11 protein-coding genes and 1 pseudogene are annotated in these 15779 nt (G+C 72.8%); 9 read left to right on the forward strand and 3 right to left on the reverse strand.

Annotated features, from left to right (window positions below; translation table 11 throughout):
- Nucleotides 1-87: 87 nt before the first annotated feature.
- The 3 genes from QUE47_RS10510 to QUE47_RS10520 all read left to right on the forward strand — a co-directional run bounded on the left by QUE47_RS10510 (nt 88) and on the right by QUE47_RS10520 (nt 5526).
- A complete protein-coding gene (locus tag QUE47_RS10510; RefSeq protein WP_286217250.1) occupies nt 88-3303 on the forward strand; it encodes a glycosyltransferase in 3216 nt (1071 codons plus the stop codon).
- Between the two features lie 103 nt (nt 3304-3406).
- Entirely contained in the window at nt 3407-3718 is a 312-nt protein-coding gene (locus QUE47_RS10515; protein ID WP_286217251.1) for a hypothetical protein, read from the forward strand.
- Nucleotides 3715-5526, forward strand: coding sequence for a DUF5719 family protein (locus tag QUE47_RS10520; protein WP_286217252.1), 1812 nt, complete (start codon nt 3715-3717; stop codon nt 5524-5526). The genes QUE47_RS10515 and QUE47_RS10520 overlap by 4 nt, the downstream gene beginning before the upstream one ends.
- Before the next feature lie 16 nt (nt 5527-5542).
- Here the strand turns inward: QUE47_RS10520 and QUE47_RS10525 are convergent, their stop codons facing one another.
- A complete protein-coding gene (locus QUE47_RS10525) occupies nt 5543-6010 on the reverse strand; it encodes a metallopeptidase family protein (RefSeq protein WP_286217253.1) in 468 nt (155 codons plus the stop codon).
- A 112-nt stretch (nt 6011-6122) separates the two neighbouring features.
- Between QUE47_RS10525 and QUE47_RS10530 the strand changes: the two genes are divergently transcribed.
- The 3 genes and pseudogenes from QUE47_RS10530 to QUE47_RS10540 all read left to right on the forward strand — a co-directional run bounded on the left by QUE47_RS10530 (nt 6123) and on the right by QUE47_RS10540 (nt 8295).
- Complete coding sequence (locus QUE47_RS10530) at nt 6123-6476, forward strand: DUF3499 domain-containing protein (RefSeq protein ID WP_286217254.1); 354 nt, start codon at nt 6123-6125, stop codon at nt 6474-6476.
- A 52-nt stretch (nt 6477-6528) separates the two neighbouring features.
- Nucleotides 6529-8084, forward strand: a pseudogene (locus tag QUE47_RS10535) (phosphomannomutase/phosphoglucomutase).
- The gene (locus tag QUE47_RS10540; RefSeq protein WP_434019677.1) at nt 8077-8295 is read left to right on the forward strand and encodes a Trm112 family protein; all 219 of its coding nucleotides are present in this window, start codon (nt 8077-8079) and stop codon (nt 8293-8295) included. The pseudogene QUE47_RS10535 and the gene QUE47_RS10540 overlap by 8 nt, the downstream one beginning before the upstream one ends.
- 404 nt (nt 8296-8699) lie before the next feature.
- Here the strand turns inward: QUE47_RS10540 and QUE47_RS10545 are convergent, their stop codons facing one another.
- Nucleotides 8700-9053, reverse strand: coding sequence for a hypothetical protein (locus QUE47_RS10545; RefSeq protein WP_286217256.1), 354 nt, complete (start codon nt 9051-9053; stop codon nt 8700-8702).
- A gap of 74 nt (nt 9054-9127) precedes the next feature.
- Between QUE47_RS10545 and QUE47_RS10550 the strand changes: the two genes are divergently transcribed.
- Together QUE47_RS10550 and QUE47_RS10555 are read left to right on the forward strand one after the other, a co-directional pair.
- Nucleotides 9128-10888, forward strand: a complete 1761-nt coding sequence (locus QUE47_RS10550; protein ID WP_286217257.1) for an N-acetylmuramoyl-L-alanine amidase — start codon at nt 9128-9130, stop codon at nt 10886-10888.
- Nucleotides 10889-10925: 37 nt separating this feature from the next.
- On the forward strand, nt 10926-12674 hold the full coding sequence (locus QUE47_RS10555) for a glycosyltransferase (protein ID WP_286217258.1): 1749 nt from the start codon (nt 10926-10928) through the stop codon (nt 12672-12674).
- A gap of 15 nt (nt 12675-12689) precedes the next feature.
- Here the strand turns inward: QUE47_RS10555 and QUE47_RS10560 are convergent, their stop codons facing one another.
- Nucleotides 12690-14813, reverse strand: coding sequence for a SpoIID/LytB domain-containing protein (locus tag QUE47_RS10560; RefSeq protein ID WP_286217259.1), 2124 nt, complete (start codon nt 14811-14813; stop codon nt 12690-12692).
- A 134-nt stretch (nt 14814-14947) separates the two neighbouring features.
- Between QUE47_RS10560 and QUE47_RS10565 the strand changes: the two genes are divergently transcribed.
- Nucleotides 14948-15751 carry a hypothetical protein gene (locus QUE47_RS10565; protein ID WP_286217260.1) on the forward strand — a complete coding sequence of 268 codons (804 nt, stop codon included), beginning with the start codon at nt 14948-14950 and terminating at the stop codon, nt 15749-15751.
- The last annotated feature ends 28 nt before the right edge of the window (nt 15752-15779 follow it).

Here is a 15779-nt window from a genome sequence, read left to right on the forward strand (position 1 = left end):
CGTCGCGCTGATGCCTGACCGGGGACCGGCGGGATCGGCGCGTCGCTCCAGCGATGTGCGCCGCCAGGGGCGCACGATGTGGTCAGCATGAGCGCCTCCGACACCACCACCGCAGTCTCCCGCGCCCCGGGCGACGTCGGTCGTGAACCCGCAGCAGCGCGCTCAGCGACCCCGGGCGACGCGTCGACCGCGGCCCCCGACGTCGGCCCCTCGCCGTCGCAGACCGGATCGATCCCTGCGGTCGTCACCGTGACCGCTGTCGTCGTCACCCACGGTCACACCCCGTACCTCGCGGCGACCCTCAAGGCCCTGCGCGGCCAGACCCTGGGTCCTGACCGCGTCGTCGTCGTGGATGTCGGCGCCTCCGAGTCCATGCGCGACCACCGCGACCTCCACCTCGGCGACGCCCGGTTCGTCGTCGCGCCCCACACCCGGTCGTTCGGTCAGGCGGTCGACGCGGCGCTCGCGGACGAGCCGGTCGGCGACCGCGCATCGACCTGGACCTGGCTGCTGCACGACGACTCCGCCCCCGAGCCCGACGCGCTGGAACGGCAGCTCGTCGCGGTCGAGCACACGTCGAGCGTCGGGATCGCCGGCGCTAAACAGCGCGGCTGGGAGAACCCGGACGTCCTGCTCGAGGTCGGATTCACGACGTCGCCCCTCGGTCGCCGGATGACCGGGATCGACGTCGCCGAGATCGACCAGGGTCAGCACGACGGACGCGACGACGTATTCGCCGTCGGGCTCGCGGGCGCGCTCGTGAGGACGTCGCTCTGGACGGACCTCGGCGGGACCGACCCGGAGTACGGGGCCTTCGGTGACGGGCTCGACCTGTGCCGCCGGGCGAGGCTCGCGGGTCACCGCGTCGTCGTCGTCCCGGGCGCCGTCGTCCGGCACGCCCAGGCGAGCCTGCGCGGCCTGCGTGACGGTCACCGGCACGGCGGGGGTCGCCCCGACGCCTCCGACACCTCTGACGCCCCCAGCGCCCCCAGCGCGGCCAGCGCCACCGACGCCCCCAGCGACACCGACACCCCCAGCGCCCCCGACGACGCGGAGGCCGGGGCCCCCGCTGACGCCCAAGCCGCTCCCGTGCGCCAGGCCCAGCGCCGTCGTCCGGACATCGACTCCGGCCCGGGCAACACCTACCTGGCGCGGCGCCGCTCGCAGATGTACTACCGGCTCGTCCGCGCCCCGCTCGTCGTCGTGCCCTTCCTGCTCGTGGGCACGCTCCTGTGGTCACCGCTGCGCGCCATGTACCGCCTCGCGGTCAAGCAGCCGGCTCAGGCGGTGGACGAGGTGCTGGCAGCGGTCGTCGTCGTCCTGCGGCTCGTGCCGCTCGCTCGGGCGCGGCGCTCGATCCGGCGCACGAGCACCCAGCCCCGGTCCACGCTGCGCCCGCTCGTCGCGACGTGGCGCGAGGTCGTCGCCGAGCGGCAGGAACGGCGCCAGACACGGGCAGCGCGCCTGCGGGCGCGGTACGCGCCGACCGAGATCGAGCGGGCCGAGCTCCGGGCGCTCGCGGTGCGGCGCTGGGTGGGGTTCTCCGTCGTCCTGCTCGCGCTCCTGGGGCTGACGGCGTGGGTCTTCGGCCCGTGGCTCGGCACGCTGGGCTCCGGTGGCCGTCTGGTCGGCGGGTCGCTCCTGACGGCGGACAGCACGCTCGGCGATCTCTGGCGGTCTGCGACGAGCGGCTGGATCACGTCCGGTCTCGGCGAGCCCGGGCCGAACGATCCGCTGCTCCTCGCACTGGTGCCCTTCACCGTGCTCGTCGGGGGCGGCCTGCAGACGGCGGTCGACACGCTGATGGTCACCTCGTTCGTGGTGGCGGGCCTGGGCGCCTGGTTCGCCGCGGGTGCCGCGACGCGGTCGGTCTGGCTCCGCGGGTTCGCGGTGGCCGCGTGGGTGGTGGCCCCGCCGCTGCTCGTCGGCGTGTCCGACGGGCGGCTGGGCAGCGTCCTCGCCCACGCAGCGCTGCCGTGGGCGGTGCTGGGCGTCGCCCGGGCGGTCGGGGCGCAGGCGACGGACCGGATCGCCGCGGTCGTGTCCGGCAAGCCCGGCACGCCGGGTGCCTCCGGCAGGCGCTCGCGTCGGGACGTCCCCGGGAGCCTGGGTGCTGCGGCCGCGGGCGGTCTCGCGCTCGCGCTGACGCTCGCCGCGGCCCCTTCCCTGGTCCTGCCCGCGGCGGTGCTCCTCGTCGTCGTCGCGATCACCGCGCGCACGGGGCGCCGCTATCTGTGGCTCGTGCCGGTGCCGTCCCTCGTCCTCCTCCTGCCGTACCTCGTCGAGGTCGCGACGACCTGGTCCGCCGGCGGGTGGCGGCTGCTCGCCGCCGACCCCGGCCTCCCGCTCGCGACCGACCCGGGCACCCCGTGGCAGGCCCTGCTCGGGTGGGTGAGCACGCCGTCGGCGTGGTTCGTGGCGGACGGCGTCGCGGGGGTCGCGGCGGGACTGGCGCCGTACGCGCTGGGTGGCCTCCTCGTCCTCGCGGCGCTCGCCGCGCTCCTGCGCCGCGCCCGGGTCACGGCCGCTCGCGCGGCGTGGGTGTGCGTGGTGCTCGCGCTGGTCCTCCTGCTCGTCGTGACGTCGACCACCGTGGCCGTCGACCCGGCCACCGGGACGCGGATCACCGGCTCCGGCGGGCCCGCGGCGTCCCTGCTGGTGCTCGGCCTCCTCGCAGCGGCGCTCCTGGGCCTGCGCCGCCGGTACGACGGCGAGCTGGCCCCGACGGAGGACGCGACGTCGTCCGGTACGCGGGGGCGCAAGGCCCTGCGCGGCCTGCGGAACGTCGGGGTGGGCCTGGTCGTCGCCGCGTGCACGATCGTCCCCCTCGCGACGGGGTGGGCCTGGGTCCACAACGAGGTCGACCGTCCCACCGGCGACGACCCCGGGACCGTAGGGATGCTCGAGGCGACGTCGGCGACCGTGGTCCCGCCGGTCGGCCAGCAGATGCAGTCCGCCCCCGCCTGGCGCGGGTCCTCTCGCTGGAGACCCGCCCCGACGGCACCATCGTCTACGCACTCCTGCGCGGGGACGGCGCGCAGCTCGTCGACTCGTCGACGGTCGTGCGCCTGCGCGGCGAGCTCCCGGAGGTCGCCGCGAGCGACGGCGCGGGCGGTGACGACGCCTTCGGCGGCATCCCGCAGATCGCGGCGGACCTCGCGACGGAGGGCTCCGGCCCGGTCGCGGAGCAGCTCGCCGACCTCGGCATCGGCGGGGTCCTCGTGCCGGCGACCGCCGACCCGACCGCCGATCGCGCCCAGCTGGTCACCAGGCTCGACACCGTGCACGGCCTCGAACGTGTGACGCAGGGGCGGTCCGCGGTCTTCTGGCGGGTCTCCGCGACGCGGTCGACGATCTCGAGCCGGTTCCCGCGTCGTGGGCGACGCTCGTCACGGGCGACGCGGACGTGCGCACCGACCTGCCGGCCGAGGGGTACGAGATCTCGACCGGCGTGCCCGCGGACTCCGGTGCGCGTCAGGTCCTGCTCGCGGAGCACGCCGACGAGGGCCGGAGCGCGACGCTCGACGGCCGCGCGCTCGAGCCGTTCACCACGGCGGACGGACGACAAGGCTTCACACTGGGCGGTGACGCCGGTCTGCTCGAGGTCCGGTACGACGCTCCCGGACGGAGGCTCTGGCTCGTCGGTGCAGGGCTGGTGCTGCTCGTCGTCGCGTTGCTCGCGCTCCCGACGCGGCGCCGCAGGGCGGTCGTCCGGTGAGCCGGCGCGAGCGGGACGTCCCGCGGTGGCGGACGGCGGTGGCCGTCACGACCGCCGTCATGGTGGTGGGTGCGACCGGCGCGGTCGCGGCCTTCGGGCTCGACCGGGTGCCGGCTGTCGGCGACGCCCTGGCCGGTGAGCGGACGGCGGGAGCCCAGCAGACGGTGACCGTCCCAGCGGCGCAGCGGGTGCTCGTCTGCCCTCCGGGCGCGCGGCTGACCGACGGCGAGGCGGTCGGCGACGGAGAGTTCGACTCCGCCCCGGTCGACACCGCGTCGTCCGGCCGGGCCGCCGTCGTCGGCCCGTTCGCGGAGGCGACCTTCGCCGGACTGGACGGGAAGGACGAGGTTGCGCTCGACGGGACCGGGGGCGACGACGAGCCGGGCGCCGTGGTGGCGAGCCGCGACGGCGAGGCGCCCATGGCCCTGCGCGCCGACCCGGATGCCGACGCCGGCGTCCGCAGCACGGCGGCGGTGCGCTCGATCACGACGTCCGGGGACCTGCGCGGGCTCGCAGCGGCGAGCTGCAGCGCGCCGTCGATCAGTCAGTGGCTCGTCGGCGGGAGCACCGAGCTCGGCAGCTCGAGCAGGCTCGTGCTCCAGAACGCCGGGACCACCCCCGCGAACGTGCGGATGACCGTGTACGGCCCGGCGGGAGTCGCGACCGTGATCGGGTCCGACCGCTTCGTCGTCCCGCCGGGCGACCAGGTCGAGACGCTCGTCGAGTCGGGTGCGCCGGAGCAGAAGAGGCTCGTCGTGCACCTCGAGAGCGAGGGCGGTCTGGTCTCCGGGTCGATCCAGCACAGCACCGTGTCGGGGATCGTGGCGCACGGTGTCGACCTCGTCGGCCCGGGCGCGGCGCCGTCGACGCGACTCGCGGTGCCGGGCGTCCTGAGCACGGGGGAGGCCGTCGGTGACGACGACGCGCCCGTCCTGCGCCTGCTCGCGCCCGGTGGCGTCCAGGACGCCGCGGACGCGGACGCGGGCACGGGCTCAGGAACGGGCGCTGATGCCGGCACCGATGGGGGCGAGGACGCTCAGCCGGGCAACGACGAGGCCGCGCCCGGGAGCGTCACCGCGACGATCACGGCGTTCGGGTCGGACGGCGCCGTCACGGTGCGTGGTGCCGAGGAGGTCTCGCTCGACGAGGGCTCGGTCCTCGACGTCGACCTCGGCGGTCTGCCGGCCGACACCTACACGATCGTCGTGGACGCCGACGCGCCCGTCGTCGCCGGTGCCATGCTGCGCCGGAGCGGTGAGGAGGACCCGAGCTCGACGCGCGGTGCGCTCCAGTACGACCTGGCGTGGATCTCCGCCGCGGGTCTGTCGCTGGCGTCGGTGCCCGAGCAGGGGACGTCCGAGGTCGGCCCCGAGGCCGGTACCGCCCCCGACCCCGCCCCTGACCTCGGGAGCGTCGCCCTGCCGAGCGGGGTGCACGGCGTGGTGAGCCTCGGCGCGGCCGACGGTCCCTTCGCCGGCACGCTGACCGCGTTCGACTCCGACGGTGCTGTCGTCAAGAGCCTCGACGTCGCGGTCGAGGCCGGTCGGACGAGCTCCGTCGACGTCGACTCGCTGGGGGACGACGTCGCCGTCCTCGGCCTCGTCGGTGACGGTGGGTCGGATCCCGCGTCCGCCGGGGTCGCCTGGAACGTCCTCCTCGACGCGGGACCGCCGCCGCCCGGGGCCGAGGACGGTCCCGGCTCGTTCGTCTCGTCGCTCACGCCGGTCGCTCCGGGCCCCGCCGAGCGGTCGGTCACGGTCCGGGAGACCGAGGTCGTCGGGGAGCAGTCCGGGACCGACGCCGGCTGACGGTCGGCACGCCGCGTCAGTGGCGGGGGTCGATCTCCTCGGGCGGCCGCGACAACAGGTGCGCGACCTGCTCGACGACCACGTCGCGCACCAGGTCCTGCAGGTCCTCCGGGCCCGAAGCCCGCGACTCGACGGGGCGGCGGAACACCACGATCCTCGCAGGCTGCCCGGCCTGGGCGGGGTGGCACCGCCCGAGGTGGACGCCCGCGGTCTCCCACGGCGCCGGGTCGGACGGCGGCACGTCCTCGACCGCGAACTCGGTCCCGTCGAGCTCCTTCTCCCACCGGCGCTCGAGCTGCTCGACGGCGGCGAGCACGTAGTCGTCGAAGATCTCCGCGCGGGTCGCCCACGCGGGCAGGTCGTGGGGCAGGACCGGGCCGCGGATCCCGCGGCCCCGGCGGTCGCGCCGACGCAGAGGGCGGTGCTCGGACCCGTGGGACGGGTCCGGCCCGGTGAGCGGTATCGGGAGGTCGGACGGCGGCACGACACGACTTTAGGTGACAGCCCACATGACACCGGGTCACGACTCGGTCTCGGCGGGCCCGGGGCGGCGTGTGGCCGCGACGTCGTCGGTGGGGCGGGCGTAGGGTCGCCACGTGAATCCGGTCAGGCAGTGCTCCCGTACGGCGTGCGTGCGCCCAGCCGTGTCCACCCTCACCTACGTCTACGCGGACTCGACGGCGGTCCTCGGCCCGCTGGCGCACCTCGCGGAGCCCCACAGCTACGACCTGTGCGCCGAGCACGCGGAGCGCCTCACGGCTCCTCGCGGGTGGGAGGTCGTGCGCCTGTCCCCGAAGTTCGTGGAGTCCGGGCCCAGCCCGGACGACCTCTCCGCCCTCGCCGACGCCGTCCGGGAGGCCGGGCGGGCGCCCGGCAACGCGGAGCCGGACGACGTGACCGAGGTCGGGCGCCGCGGGCACCTGCGGGTGCTGCGGGCCGACCAGCGCTGAGGCGACGGGTCCACCCGCGGGCGGGCCGTCGTCCGACACCCGGAAGACTAGGGTGGTCGGTGTGAGTCAAGACCTGTCGCAGATCATCAAGGCCTACGACGTGCGCGGCGTCGTCCCCGACCAGTTCGACGACGCCGTCGCCCGCGCCGTGGGTGCCGCGTTCGCCCGGGTCGTGGTGGTCCCCGAGTGGGCCGACGTCTCGGGGGACGAGGTCGTCGAGACGCACCGTCCGGCCATCGTGATCGGTCACGACATGCGCGAGTCCGGCCCGGGACTGGTGGCGGCCTTCGCGGACGGCGTCACGTCTGCCGGGGTGGACGTGACCCTGATCGGGCTGTGCTCGACGGACGGGCTGTACCACGCGTCCGGCTCGCTGCACCGCCCCGGCGCGATGTTCACGGCGAGCCACAACCCCGCCGAGTACAACGGCATCAAGATGTGCCGGGCGGGCGCGCGTCCGGTCGGCCTCGACAGCGGCCTGGCGACCGTCCGCGAGCTCGCCCAGCAGTACCTCGACGACGGGCTGCCCGAGCCGGCCCCGACGCCCGGGACGACCGACGAGCGCGACCTGCTGGCCGACTACTCGGCGTTCCTGCGCGGGCTCGTGGACATCTCGCGGATCCGCCCGCTGAAGGTCGTCGTCGACGCCGGCAACGGCATGGGCGGGTACACCGCCCCGGCCGTGCTCGGGACCGCGGCCGGCCTCCCGGAGCTCCCGCTCGACGTCGTCCCGCTCTACTGGGAGCTCGACGGGTCGTTCCCGAACCACGAGGCCAACCCCTCGAGCCCGAGAACCTGCGCGACCTCCAGGCCGCCGTCGTCGAGCACGACGCCGACCTCGGCCTCGCGTTCGACGGGGACGCCGACCGCTGCTTCGTCGTCGACGAGCACGGCGACCCCGTCTCGCCGTCCGCCATCACGGCCCTCGTGGGCCTGCGCGAGGTCGAGAAGGAGAAGGCAGCCGGCCGCGAGCACCCGGCCGTGATCCACAACCTCATCACCTCGCGCGCCGTGCCCGACTTTCTCGACGCCGCCGGCGCGAAGGTCGTCCGGACCCGCGTGGGCCACTCGTTCATCAAGGCCGAGATGGCGCAGCACGAGGCCGTGTTCGGCGGGGAGCACAGCGCGCACTACTACTTCCGCGACTTCTTCTACGCGGACACCGGCATGCTCGCCGCGCTGCACGTCCTGGCCGCGCTCGGCGAGCAGCCGCACCCGCTGTCGGTCCTGGCCGAGATGTACGAGCCGTACACCGCGTCGGGCGAGATCAACTCGCGGGTGGACGACGTCCCGGCCGCGCGGGCGCGGGTGGTCCAGGCATACGTCACCGAACAGGGCGCCGGGCCCGTCGAGGTCGACGAGCTCGACGGCCTCACCGTCTCCCACTGGTCCGGCCACCCGCAGTGGTGGTTCAACCTGCGAGCGTCCAACACCGAGCCGCTGCTGCGCCTGAACGTCGAGGCCGCGGACGAGGACATCATGGAGAAGGTGCGCGACGACGTCCTGTCGCTCGTCCGCGCCGACGACCCGACCGACGATCTGGCCGACGGCCCGGCCGCCGACCGCCCGGCCGATCGCCCGAACGACCGCCCGGCCGACAATGACTGAGGAGAGCACCGTGAGCGACGAGACGACACCCCGGCTCGACGACTGGGTGACCGAGATCCTGCGCTGCCCCGCGACGGGCGCGCGGCTGGTCGAGGGCACCGGACCGGGCGGGGAGCCCGAGCTTCACTCGACCGACACGGAGCGGCCGCTGGCCTACCCGGTCAAGGACGGGATCCCGGTGCTGCTGGAGAGCGACGCGCGGGCGTTGTGACTCCGACGCCGCCGGCGTCGGTGGAGACGTGACTGCGCGGCCCTGCGCGGGTCGGCCCAGCGCGATGGTGTGATCCCGCTTACTATTTCGCGCATGCGCCGATTCCTTTCTCTCAGTCTGGTCGCAGCCCTCACCGCAGGTGGCGTCGTGCTCCCGGTGGTCGCGCTGCCCGTCCCGGAGGCGCACGCGGTCGAGTCCGAGACCGACACGGTCGAGCTTGACGGGGTCGACCTCGCGGCGGCCGCCGACGAGACCGCGCTGGCTCCGGCCGAGGTCTCCGCAGACCTGGACGCGACGGCGGACCAGCCCGAGACCTCGGACAGCGCAGCGAGCGCCCCGGACGTCGCGGCCGCCACCGACGAGATCGGTGTCGACGGTGAGCTCGCCGCTCTGAGCCCGCTCACCTACACGGGCGAGTTCGTCGTGGCGGGGATCACCTGGGACCGCACCAGCGAGGACGACGAGGTCGTCGAGGCTGCGGTGCGTGTGCACGAGAACGACGCGTGGAGCGACTGGTCGGCCCTCGAGATCGATGCGCTGGGCCTCCCCGGAGAGCGGGCGGGGACGCAGCCGGTCGTGACCGGAGGCGCCGACGGGATCCAGGCGAGGGTGGTGACCGCGACGGGGGAGGTGCCTGCCGGGCTGCGGGTCGACGTCGTCGATCCCGGTACGTCGGCCGCGGACGCGACAGCGGCTGCGACGCCGGCGTCGAGCGCGTCCGCGGGCACGGGCAGCGAGATCCAACCGTCCATCGTCACGCGCAAGGCGTGGGGGCCGACGAGAGCAAGGAAGCTCCTGGCCGACGGTCTCGTCCGATCTCAAGGCGATGTACGTGCACCACACCGCAGGCAGCAACTCGTACTCGACCTCGAGCTCGGCATCGATCGTCCGCGGGATCTACGCGTACCACACCGGTTCTCGGGGCTGGCCCGACATCGGCTACCAGTTCCTCGTCGACAAGGGCGGCAAGATCTTCCAGGGGCGCCGCGACGCGATCTACGACCTTCCCGTGGGCGCCCAGGCCGGCGGCTACAACAACCAGACCATCGGGATCTCGGCGATCGGCAACTACGACACCGTCTCCCCGCCGGCAGTGATGGTGACCTCGATCGAGCGCGTCCTCGCCTGGAAGGGCTACGTCCACGGGCTGAACGCCACGGGGAAGACGACCCTGATCACCGGTGGCTCGACCGGGTCCGGCACCAGGGCCTCGTCCGGGACGAAGGTGACCGTCAACGTGATCCAGGGACACCGGGACACGAACATCACCGCCTGCCCCGGGCGCTACCTCTACGCCAAGCTGTCGTCGATCCGTACAGGCACGAAGTCGCGCATCTCCGCGGCGGTCTCGAAGTACGGCGCGGCGAAGCCGACCACGGCGGCGCCGACGCCGGTGAAGGCGTCGAGCTCGCAGTCGCCCGTCGCCCGGTGGGGGTCGTCCACGTTCAGCTGGAAGCCCGTCACCGGCGCGGTGAAGTACAAGGTCCTCACCAGACAGGCCGGGTACTCGAGCTCCATGCCCGACTCGCGCACCTGGACGGTCTACAAGACGGTCTCCTCGCCGCGCGCCACGATCAAGACCAGCACCGGTGACACCCGGTTGATCGCCGTCCGCGCCGTCGACTCCCGCGGCAGGCTCGGACCGATCAAGGTCCACTCGCAGATCACCCGGCCCTTGTCGAGCTCCGACGTCGTCCGCTCGCCGTCCTGGAACCTCAGGAGCGATTCGGACGCGTTCTGGGACAAGTACTACGAGAGCACCAGCGGGACCGGGTCGATGAGGGTCGACGACGTCTCCCAGGTCCGTCAGGTGCAGATCATCGGTCAGACGGGACCTGGCTACGGAAAGGTCGCCGTCACGATCGGGGGTACGCGGGTCGGGACGATCAGCTTCGCCTCGGCTACGCCCCGGGATGCCGCGTACCTCACGCTGGGGCTGAGCAAGTCCTACTCGGGCACGGTGCGATTCTCCAACCTCGACTCCGGCAAGCGGGTCCGCATCAGCGCCGTCGCCTTCCCGCGGATCGCGGCCGCGGCGAGCCCTCCGGCCGTGACCGGTGAGGTGGTCGGGTCGTCGACGGTGGCGCCCGGGGGCAGCGCGGTCGTGGCTGCGACGTACACGAAGGACAGCGCGTTGGTCTCGTGGGCGACCGTGACGCTGCAGCAATACTCAGGCGGTCGCTGGGTCGACGCGGCGCCGATCCCGATCAGGGGTGGTGCGGGTCAGGTGAGGGTGTCTCCGCAGGTCTCGACGTCGTACCGGGTGCGCAACTACAACGGGAGCGCGGTGTCGCCGACGTTCAAGGTCGTCGTCGCCACGACCGTGACCGGTGAGGTGGTCGGGTCGTCGACGGTGGCGCCCGGGGGCAGCGCGGTGGTGACAGCGACGTACCGCAAGGACGGTGCGGCCGTCCCGTCCGCCACGGTGACGCTTCAGCGGTACTCCGGTGGTCGGTGGGTCGACGCGGTGCCGATCTCGATCAGGAGCGGTGCGGGTCGGGCGACGGTGTCCCCGCAGACCACGACGTCGTACCGGGTACGCAACTACAACGGGAGCGCGGTGTCCTCGACGTTCAAGGTCGTCGTCGACTAGCGGTCTGTGCGTGCCGTTTTGGACGTAGGCTTCCTCGATGCCGATCACCGACCTCCAGCGTCTCGCGCTCTCGGACGTGGAAGCACGTGTCCCGCTCTACTGGCGGGGACCGGTCACCGTCGAGGGGGAGAAGCTCGTCGTCGCGCCCGGGGGGACCCTCGACCTCGGGACGTGGTTCAACGCGGCGCCCGTCGGTTGGTGGCGTGAGCTGATCGGCCCCGGGCACCTGCGACTGCAGGTACGGGCCACCGGGAAGCTGACGGTCTGGGCGTCCGGTGGCGGGAGCCGTCGGATCGTCGAGTCTCGACTGGTCGACGGTCCGATCGAGATGCACCTGCCGCGGACGGAGGGCACCGACTGGTACTGGCTCGAGCTCGCAGCCGGTCCGGACGGAGGGTCGCTCGAGAGCGCCTCGTGGGCCTCCGGGGGCGGGCTGGGCCGCAACCGGGGCCGCGCGACGCAGGTGACGGTCGTGGTGCCCACCTACGGACGCGAGGCGGACGCGCAGGCGCAGATCCGTCGTCTGACACAACCCGCGCTCGACGAGACCGTGGGACGCGTCGTGGTGATCGACCAGGGCAGCTCGTTCCTCGCCGCCCCGGGGACCGGGACGGTGCTCGACGACGCGGGCGACCGGGCTGTCGTGCTCGAGCAGGATAACCTCGGTGGTTCAGGCGGGTACTCCCGCGGCATGGTCGAGTCCCTTCGCTGGCCCCACGACCCGGTCTTCCTGCTCGACGACGACGCCGAGGTCGAGCCGGAGGCGCTGCGGCGCATGCACGCCCTGTCGATGCTCGTACCCGACCCGACGATCCTCGGCACCGGGCTGCTCTCGGCCGAGTCGCCGACGTCGCTCGAGGCGCTCGCCGAGGGGATCGACAAGCGCACGTTCCACTGGGGCCCGATCGACGGCCTGGGGCACGGCGTCGACGCCTCTGCCGGCACCCCGGACCGCTGGGGGTACACGCGACCGCAGGACAGGCCCGAGTACACGGGGTGGTGGGGGACGTTCCTGCCGGCGGGGACGGTGGAACGGATCGGTCTCGCGGCGCCGTACTTCCTCAAGTGGGACGACGCCGAGTACGGACTCCGCGCGCGGGCCTCGGGGCTCGCCGTCGCCGTCGTACCGGGGTGCGCCGTCTGGCACCCGACGTGGGCGGCCAAAGGGACCATCTCGTCGTGGTCGGCGTGGCCCCTGCACCGGAACCGGCTGGCGACCGCCGCTGCCTACGGGGCCGGCCGGGGCGTGCTCCTCGATTCGTTCGTCCACCAGGTCAAGCACGTCCTCTCCCTGCAGTACGGCACCGCCGAGCTCTGGAACGAGGCACTGGCCGAGGTCGTGGACGGGCCCGCGTGGCTCGAGAACGACCTGACCGCCGTGCGCCCGCGGGCGCAGGCCGCCCTCGACGCAGCGGGCCCGCGACCTGGCACGGGAGCCGATGGACCAACGCCTGACCCGCACGTGATGTCGCTCGTCGCAGGGCTCTGGCGGGGTGTGGCGGGCTTGTTCGCCGCCGACGGCCCTCGTGGACGACGAGCCGTGTCGGGCGTGGCGCAGGCCCAGGACTTCACCTGGCGCCTGGGGCTCGGACGTGACGAGGTGCGGATCGGGGACACCGCCACGGCTGCGATGGTGAGGGACCGTCGTCGCGCACGCGGGATCCTGCAGCGGTCCTGGCGCCTGCACGTGCGAGCGGCCAGGACGTGGAGACGCCTGCGGGCCGAGTACCGGGCAGCGGTCGACGCGCAGTCGGGGCTCGGAGCGTGGTCGGCGCGACTGCGATGAGCTGATCTCCGCCGGCTACCCGATGGACGTGATCCAGGCCGCCGGGAGACTGCCCTCGGTGGTGGCTCTGCCGAGCCGGCTCCGGAGCGCGTCCGACTTGCCGGAGATCGTCGTGGTGGCTCCGGCCGAGGACGTCGCCGTGAGCGCGAGCATCGTGCCGCCGCTCGACTTCTTGCTGACCGAGATGCTCACGACGTCCGACAAGCCGAACAGGGTCTGCGCCGAGCGTTGGTTGATCGATCGGGTCCACGCCTTCATGGAGTTCCCGGGAGCGTCCAGGCTCCAGTGGTCGTCGACGCTCTGCTCGAACGGGACGGTGGACGTCCACACGTCCTGCGAGCTGACCGTGCGACCGCCCGACGACGAGAAGTAGTGCGTCGCGACAGGCTTGCCCGCGTAGGTGAGCACCTTCGCCGACGTCCGGTTCGAGACGGTGGCGTCGACGGCCCGGACCCAGATGTCCCCGTAGTAGCCGGACGTCCCCTCTCCCTCCTTGCGCCAGCCGGTGTAGTTCTGGTCACGGATGTCGTCCACCACGTGGCAGGCGCACGCCGACTTCCACGACTTCGTCATCGCATAGCTGCGGGCCGTGATCGCCTGGGCGGCGAGCGCGGAGAGGGTGGTCCTGCCCCAGGAGGAGGGCATCTCCGCGATGCCGTAGAGGTACTCCGTGTTCAGCAGCACGTCGTTGACGATGTTGACCTTGCCCGACCGTGGTCGGACCGTGAGCCGTCCGTTGCGGTAGACGCCCTGCGCGCCCGTGATCGTCGCCAGCGCCTCGGGCCCGCTGCTCATGTAGTACCTGGTCCCGGACCAGTGTATGCGTAGCACGGCGTCGCGATACGTGCGGCTACCGATCGTCGCGGTGACGGTGGTGCTCGTCGTGCTGAGCCCGATCTCGGTCGTCCCCGTCCCGCTCGCCAGCGTCGTGCCGTCGTCGCTGCGCAGCCTCCAGGAACCTCCCGTGACCTTGACGGTCGTCGAGGTCTTCTCGTCCGAGTAGGTGCCCTTCGTGTACGAGTACGGCTCGGGACCGAACACCTGGACCGCCACCGACTCGGGCGTGGTGGGCCGCGAGACCTTCGTCCCGGGGTAGTAGTGCCCGAGGATCTGCGTGGAGCTGTTCCCGGCGAGCGCCATCGCGTACGCCCCGTACTGGGACATCCCGACGCCGTGGCCGAACCCGGACCCGCGGATCGTGAACGAGGCGGGAACGGACGAGACAGTGACCTTGAAGGTGGTGCTGATCGCGCTGCCGTTGTAGTTGCGGATGCGGTAGGTGGTGGTGCCCTTGGGGTAGATGGTTCGGGCGCCGGTGCCGTCGGTGATGGTGATGGGGGCTGCGTCGACCCATCCGCTGGAGGTGTACTTCTGGAGCTCGACGGTGGCTCGGGAGACCTTGGTGCCGTTCTTGGTGTACGTGGCCGTGACGGTGGTGGAGCCGCCGCTGGTGATGGTGGTGGGGCCGGTGATCTTCCCCGTGACGGCGTTGGCGCTGACGGTGACCTTGAAGGTGGTGCTGATCGCGCTGCCGTTGTAGTTGCGGATGCGGTAGGTGGTGGTGCCCTTGGGGTAGATGGTTCGGGCGCCGGTGCCGTCGGTGATGGTGATGGGGGCTGCGTCGACCCATCTGCCGGAGGTGTACTTCTGGAGCTCGACGGTGGCTCGGGAGACCTTGGTGCCGTTCTTGGTGTACGTGGCCGTGACGGTGGTCGAGCCCCCGCTGGTGATGGTGGTGGGGCCGGTGATCTTCCCCGTGACGGCGTTGGCGCTGACGGTGACCTTGAAGGTGGTGCTGATCGCGCTGCCGTTGTAGTTGCGGATGCGGTAGGTGGTGGTGCCCTTGGGGTAGATGGTTCGGGCGCCGGTGCCGTCGGTGATGGTGATGGGGGCTGCGTCGACCCATCTGCCGGAGGTGTATTTCTGGAGCTCGACGGTGGCTCGGGAGACCTTGGTGCCGTTCTTGGTGTACGTGGCCGCGACGGTGGTCGAGCCCCCGCTGGTGATGGTGGTGGGGCCGGTGATCTTCCCCGTGACGGCGTTGGACTGCCCTGCGGCCGACGCTCCTGGCGCCACGACGAACAGCAGGGCGAGCACGGCGCTGCTCAGGAATGCGACGGCTCTGACGACTCTGCCCATGCGCCCAGTGTGCACGTGCCACCGCGGCCCGCGCCACGGATCGTGCGGTCCGACGGGGAGGGGCCCGCCTGTGCGTCCTGGGAAGGTCCTCGTCGTAGACTTCAGCGGACATGCCCGACACCGGACGGAGAACGATGCCTGCCGCACCTCGCCGGGCTACCCGCGCGCGAAAGATCAGGTCGGCAGGAGGCGCACTCCTGCGGCGTTTCGGGGTCGTCCCGGCGGGAACGCCGGACCGCAACGGCGAGGACGCGCGGCTGATCGGGCACGGCTGGCGCTACGAGGTGCTCGTCTACTTCGCCGACACGCCCGAGGCCCTCTACCAGATCGAGCAGTGGTACTCCGCGCTCGAGGCGCTCGACCAGACCCACCCGGTCGTGGTCGTGACCCAGGACTCCCGCACGGCTGCGCGCATCCGGGCGTCGTCGGGCCTCGCGGTGCACACGATCGCGTCCTACACGACCCTCGACGACATCCTGGAGCGATCCAGGACGAAGCTCGCTCTGTACGTGAACCACAACCCCGAGAACTTCACCTGCCTCCGCTTCGGCCGGCTCGTCCACGTCTCGTTGATGCACGGGGACAGCGACAAGGTGGTGACCGTCTCCAACCAGACCAAGGCGTACGACTTCTCGTTCGTCGCGGGCGAAGCCGCGGTGGACCGCATGGCGCGCTACGCGACGCTCTACGACGCGCACGCGCGATGCATCCCGGTCGGGCGGCCCCAGCTCGACGCGCACCTCGACGTGCGGGCCCGGTTCGACGCGGAGCGCGTCGCGGCGAAGGCGCCCACGGTGCTCTATGCCCCGACGTGGGAGGGCGGCCAGCCCAGCGCGGAGTACGGCTCCGTCGTCACGCACGGCCGAGAGCTCGTCCGCTCGCTGGTCGAGTCCGGGCGCTATCGAGTGATCTACCGCCCGCACCCCTCACCGGGGTGAGGGTCGCGGAGTACGGCGAAGCCGATGC

The organism is Paraoerskovia sediminicola (genome assembly GCF_030296575.1).
GTDB classification, from domain to species: Bacteria; Actinomycetota; Actinomycetes; order Actinomycetales; family Cellulomonadaceae; genus Paraoerskovia; species Paraoerskovia sediminicola.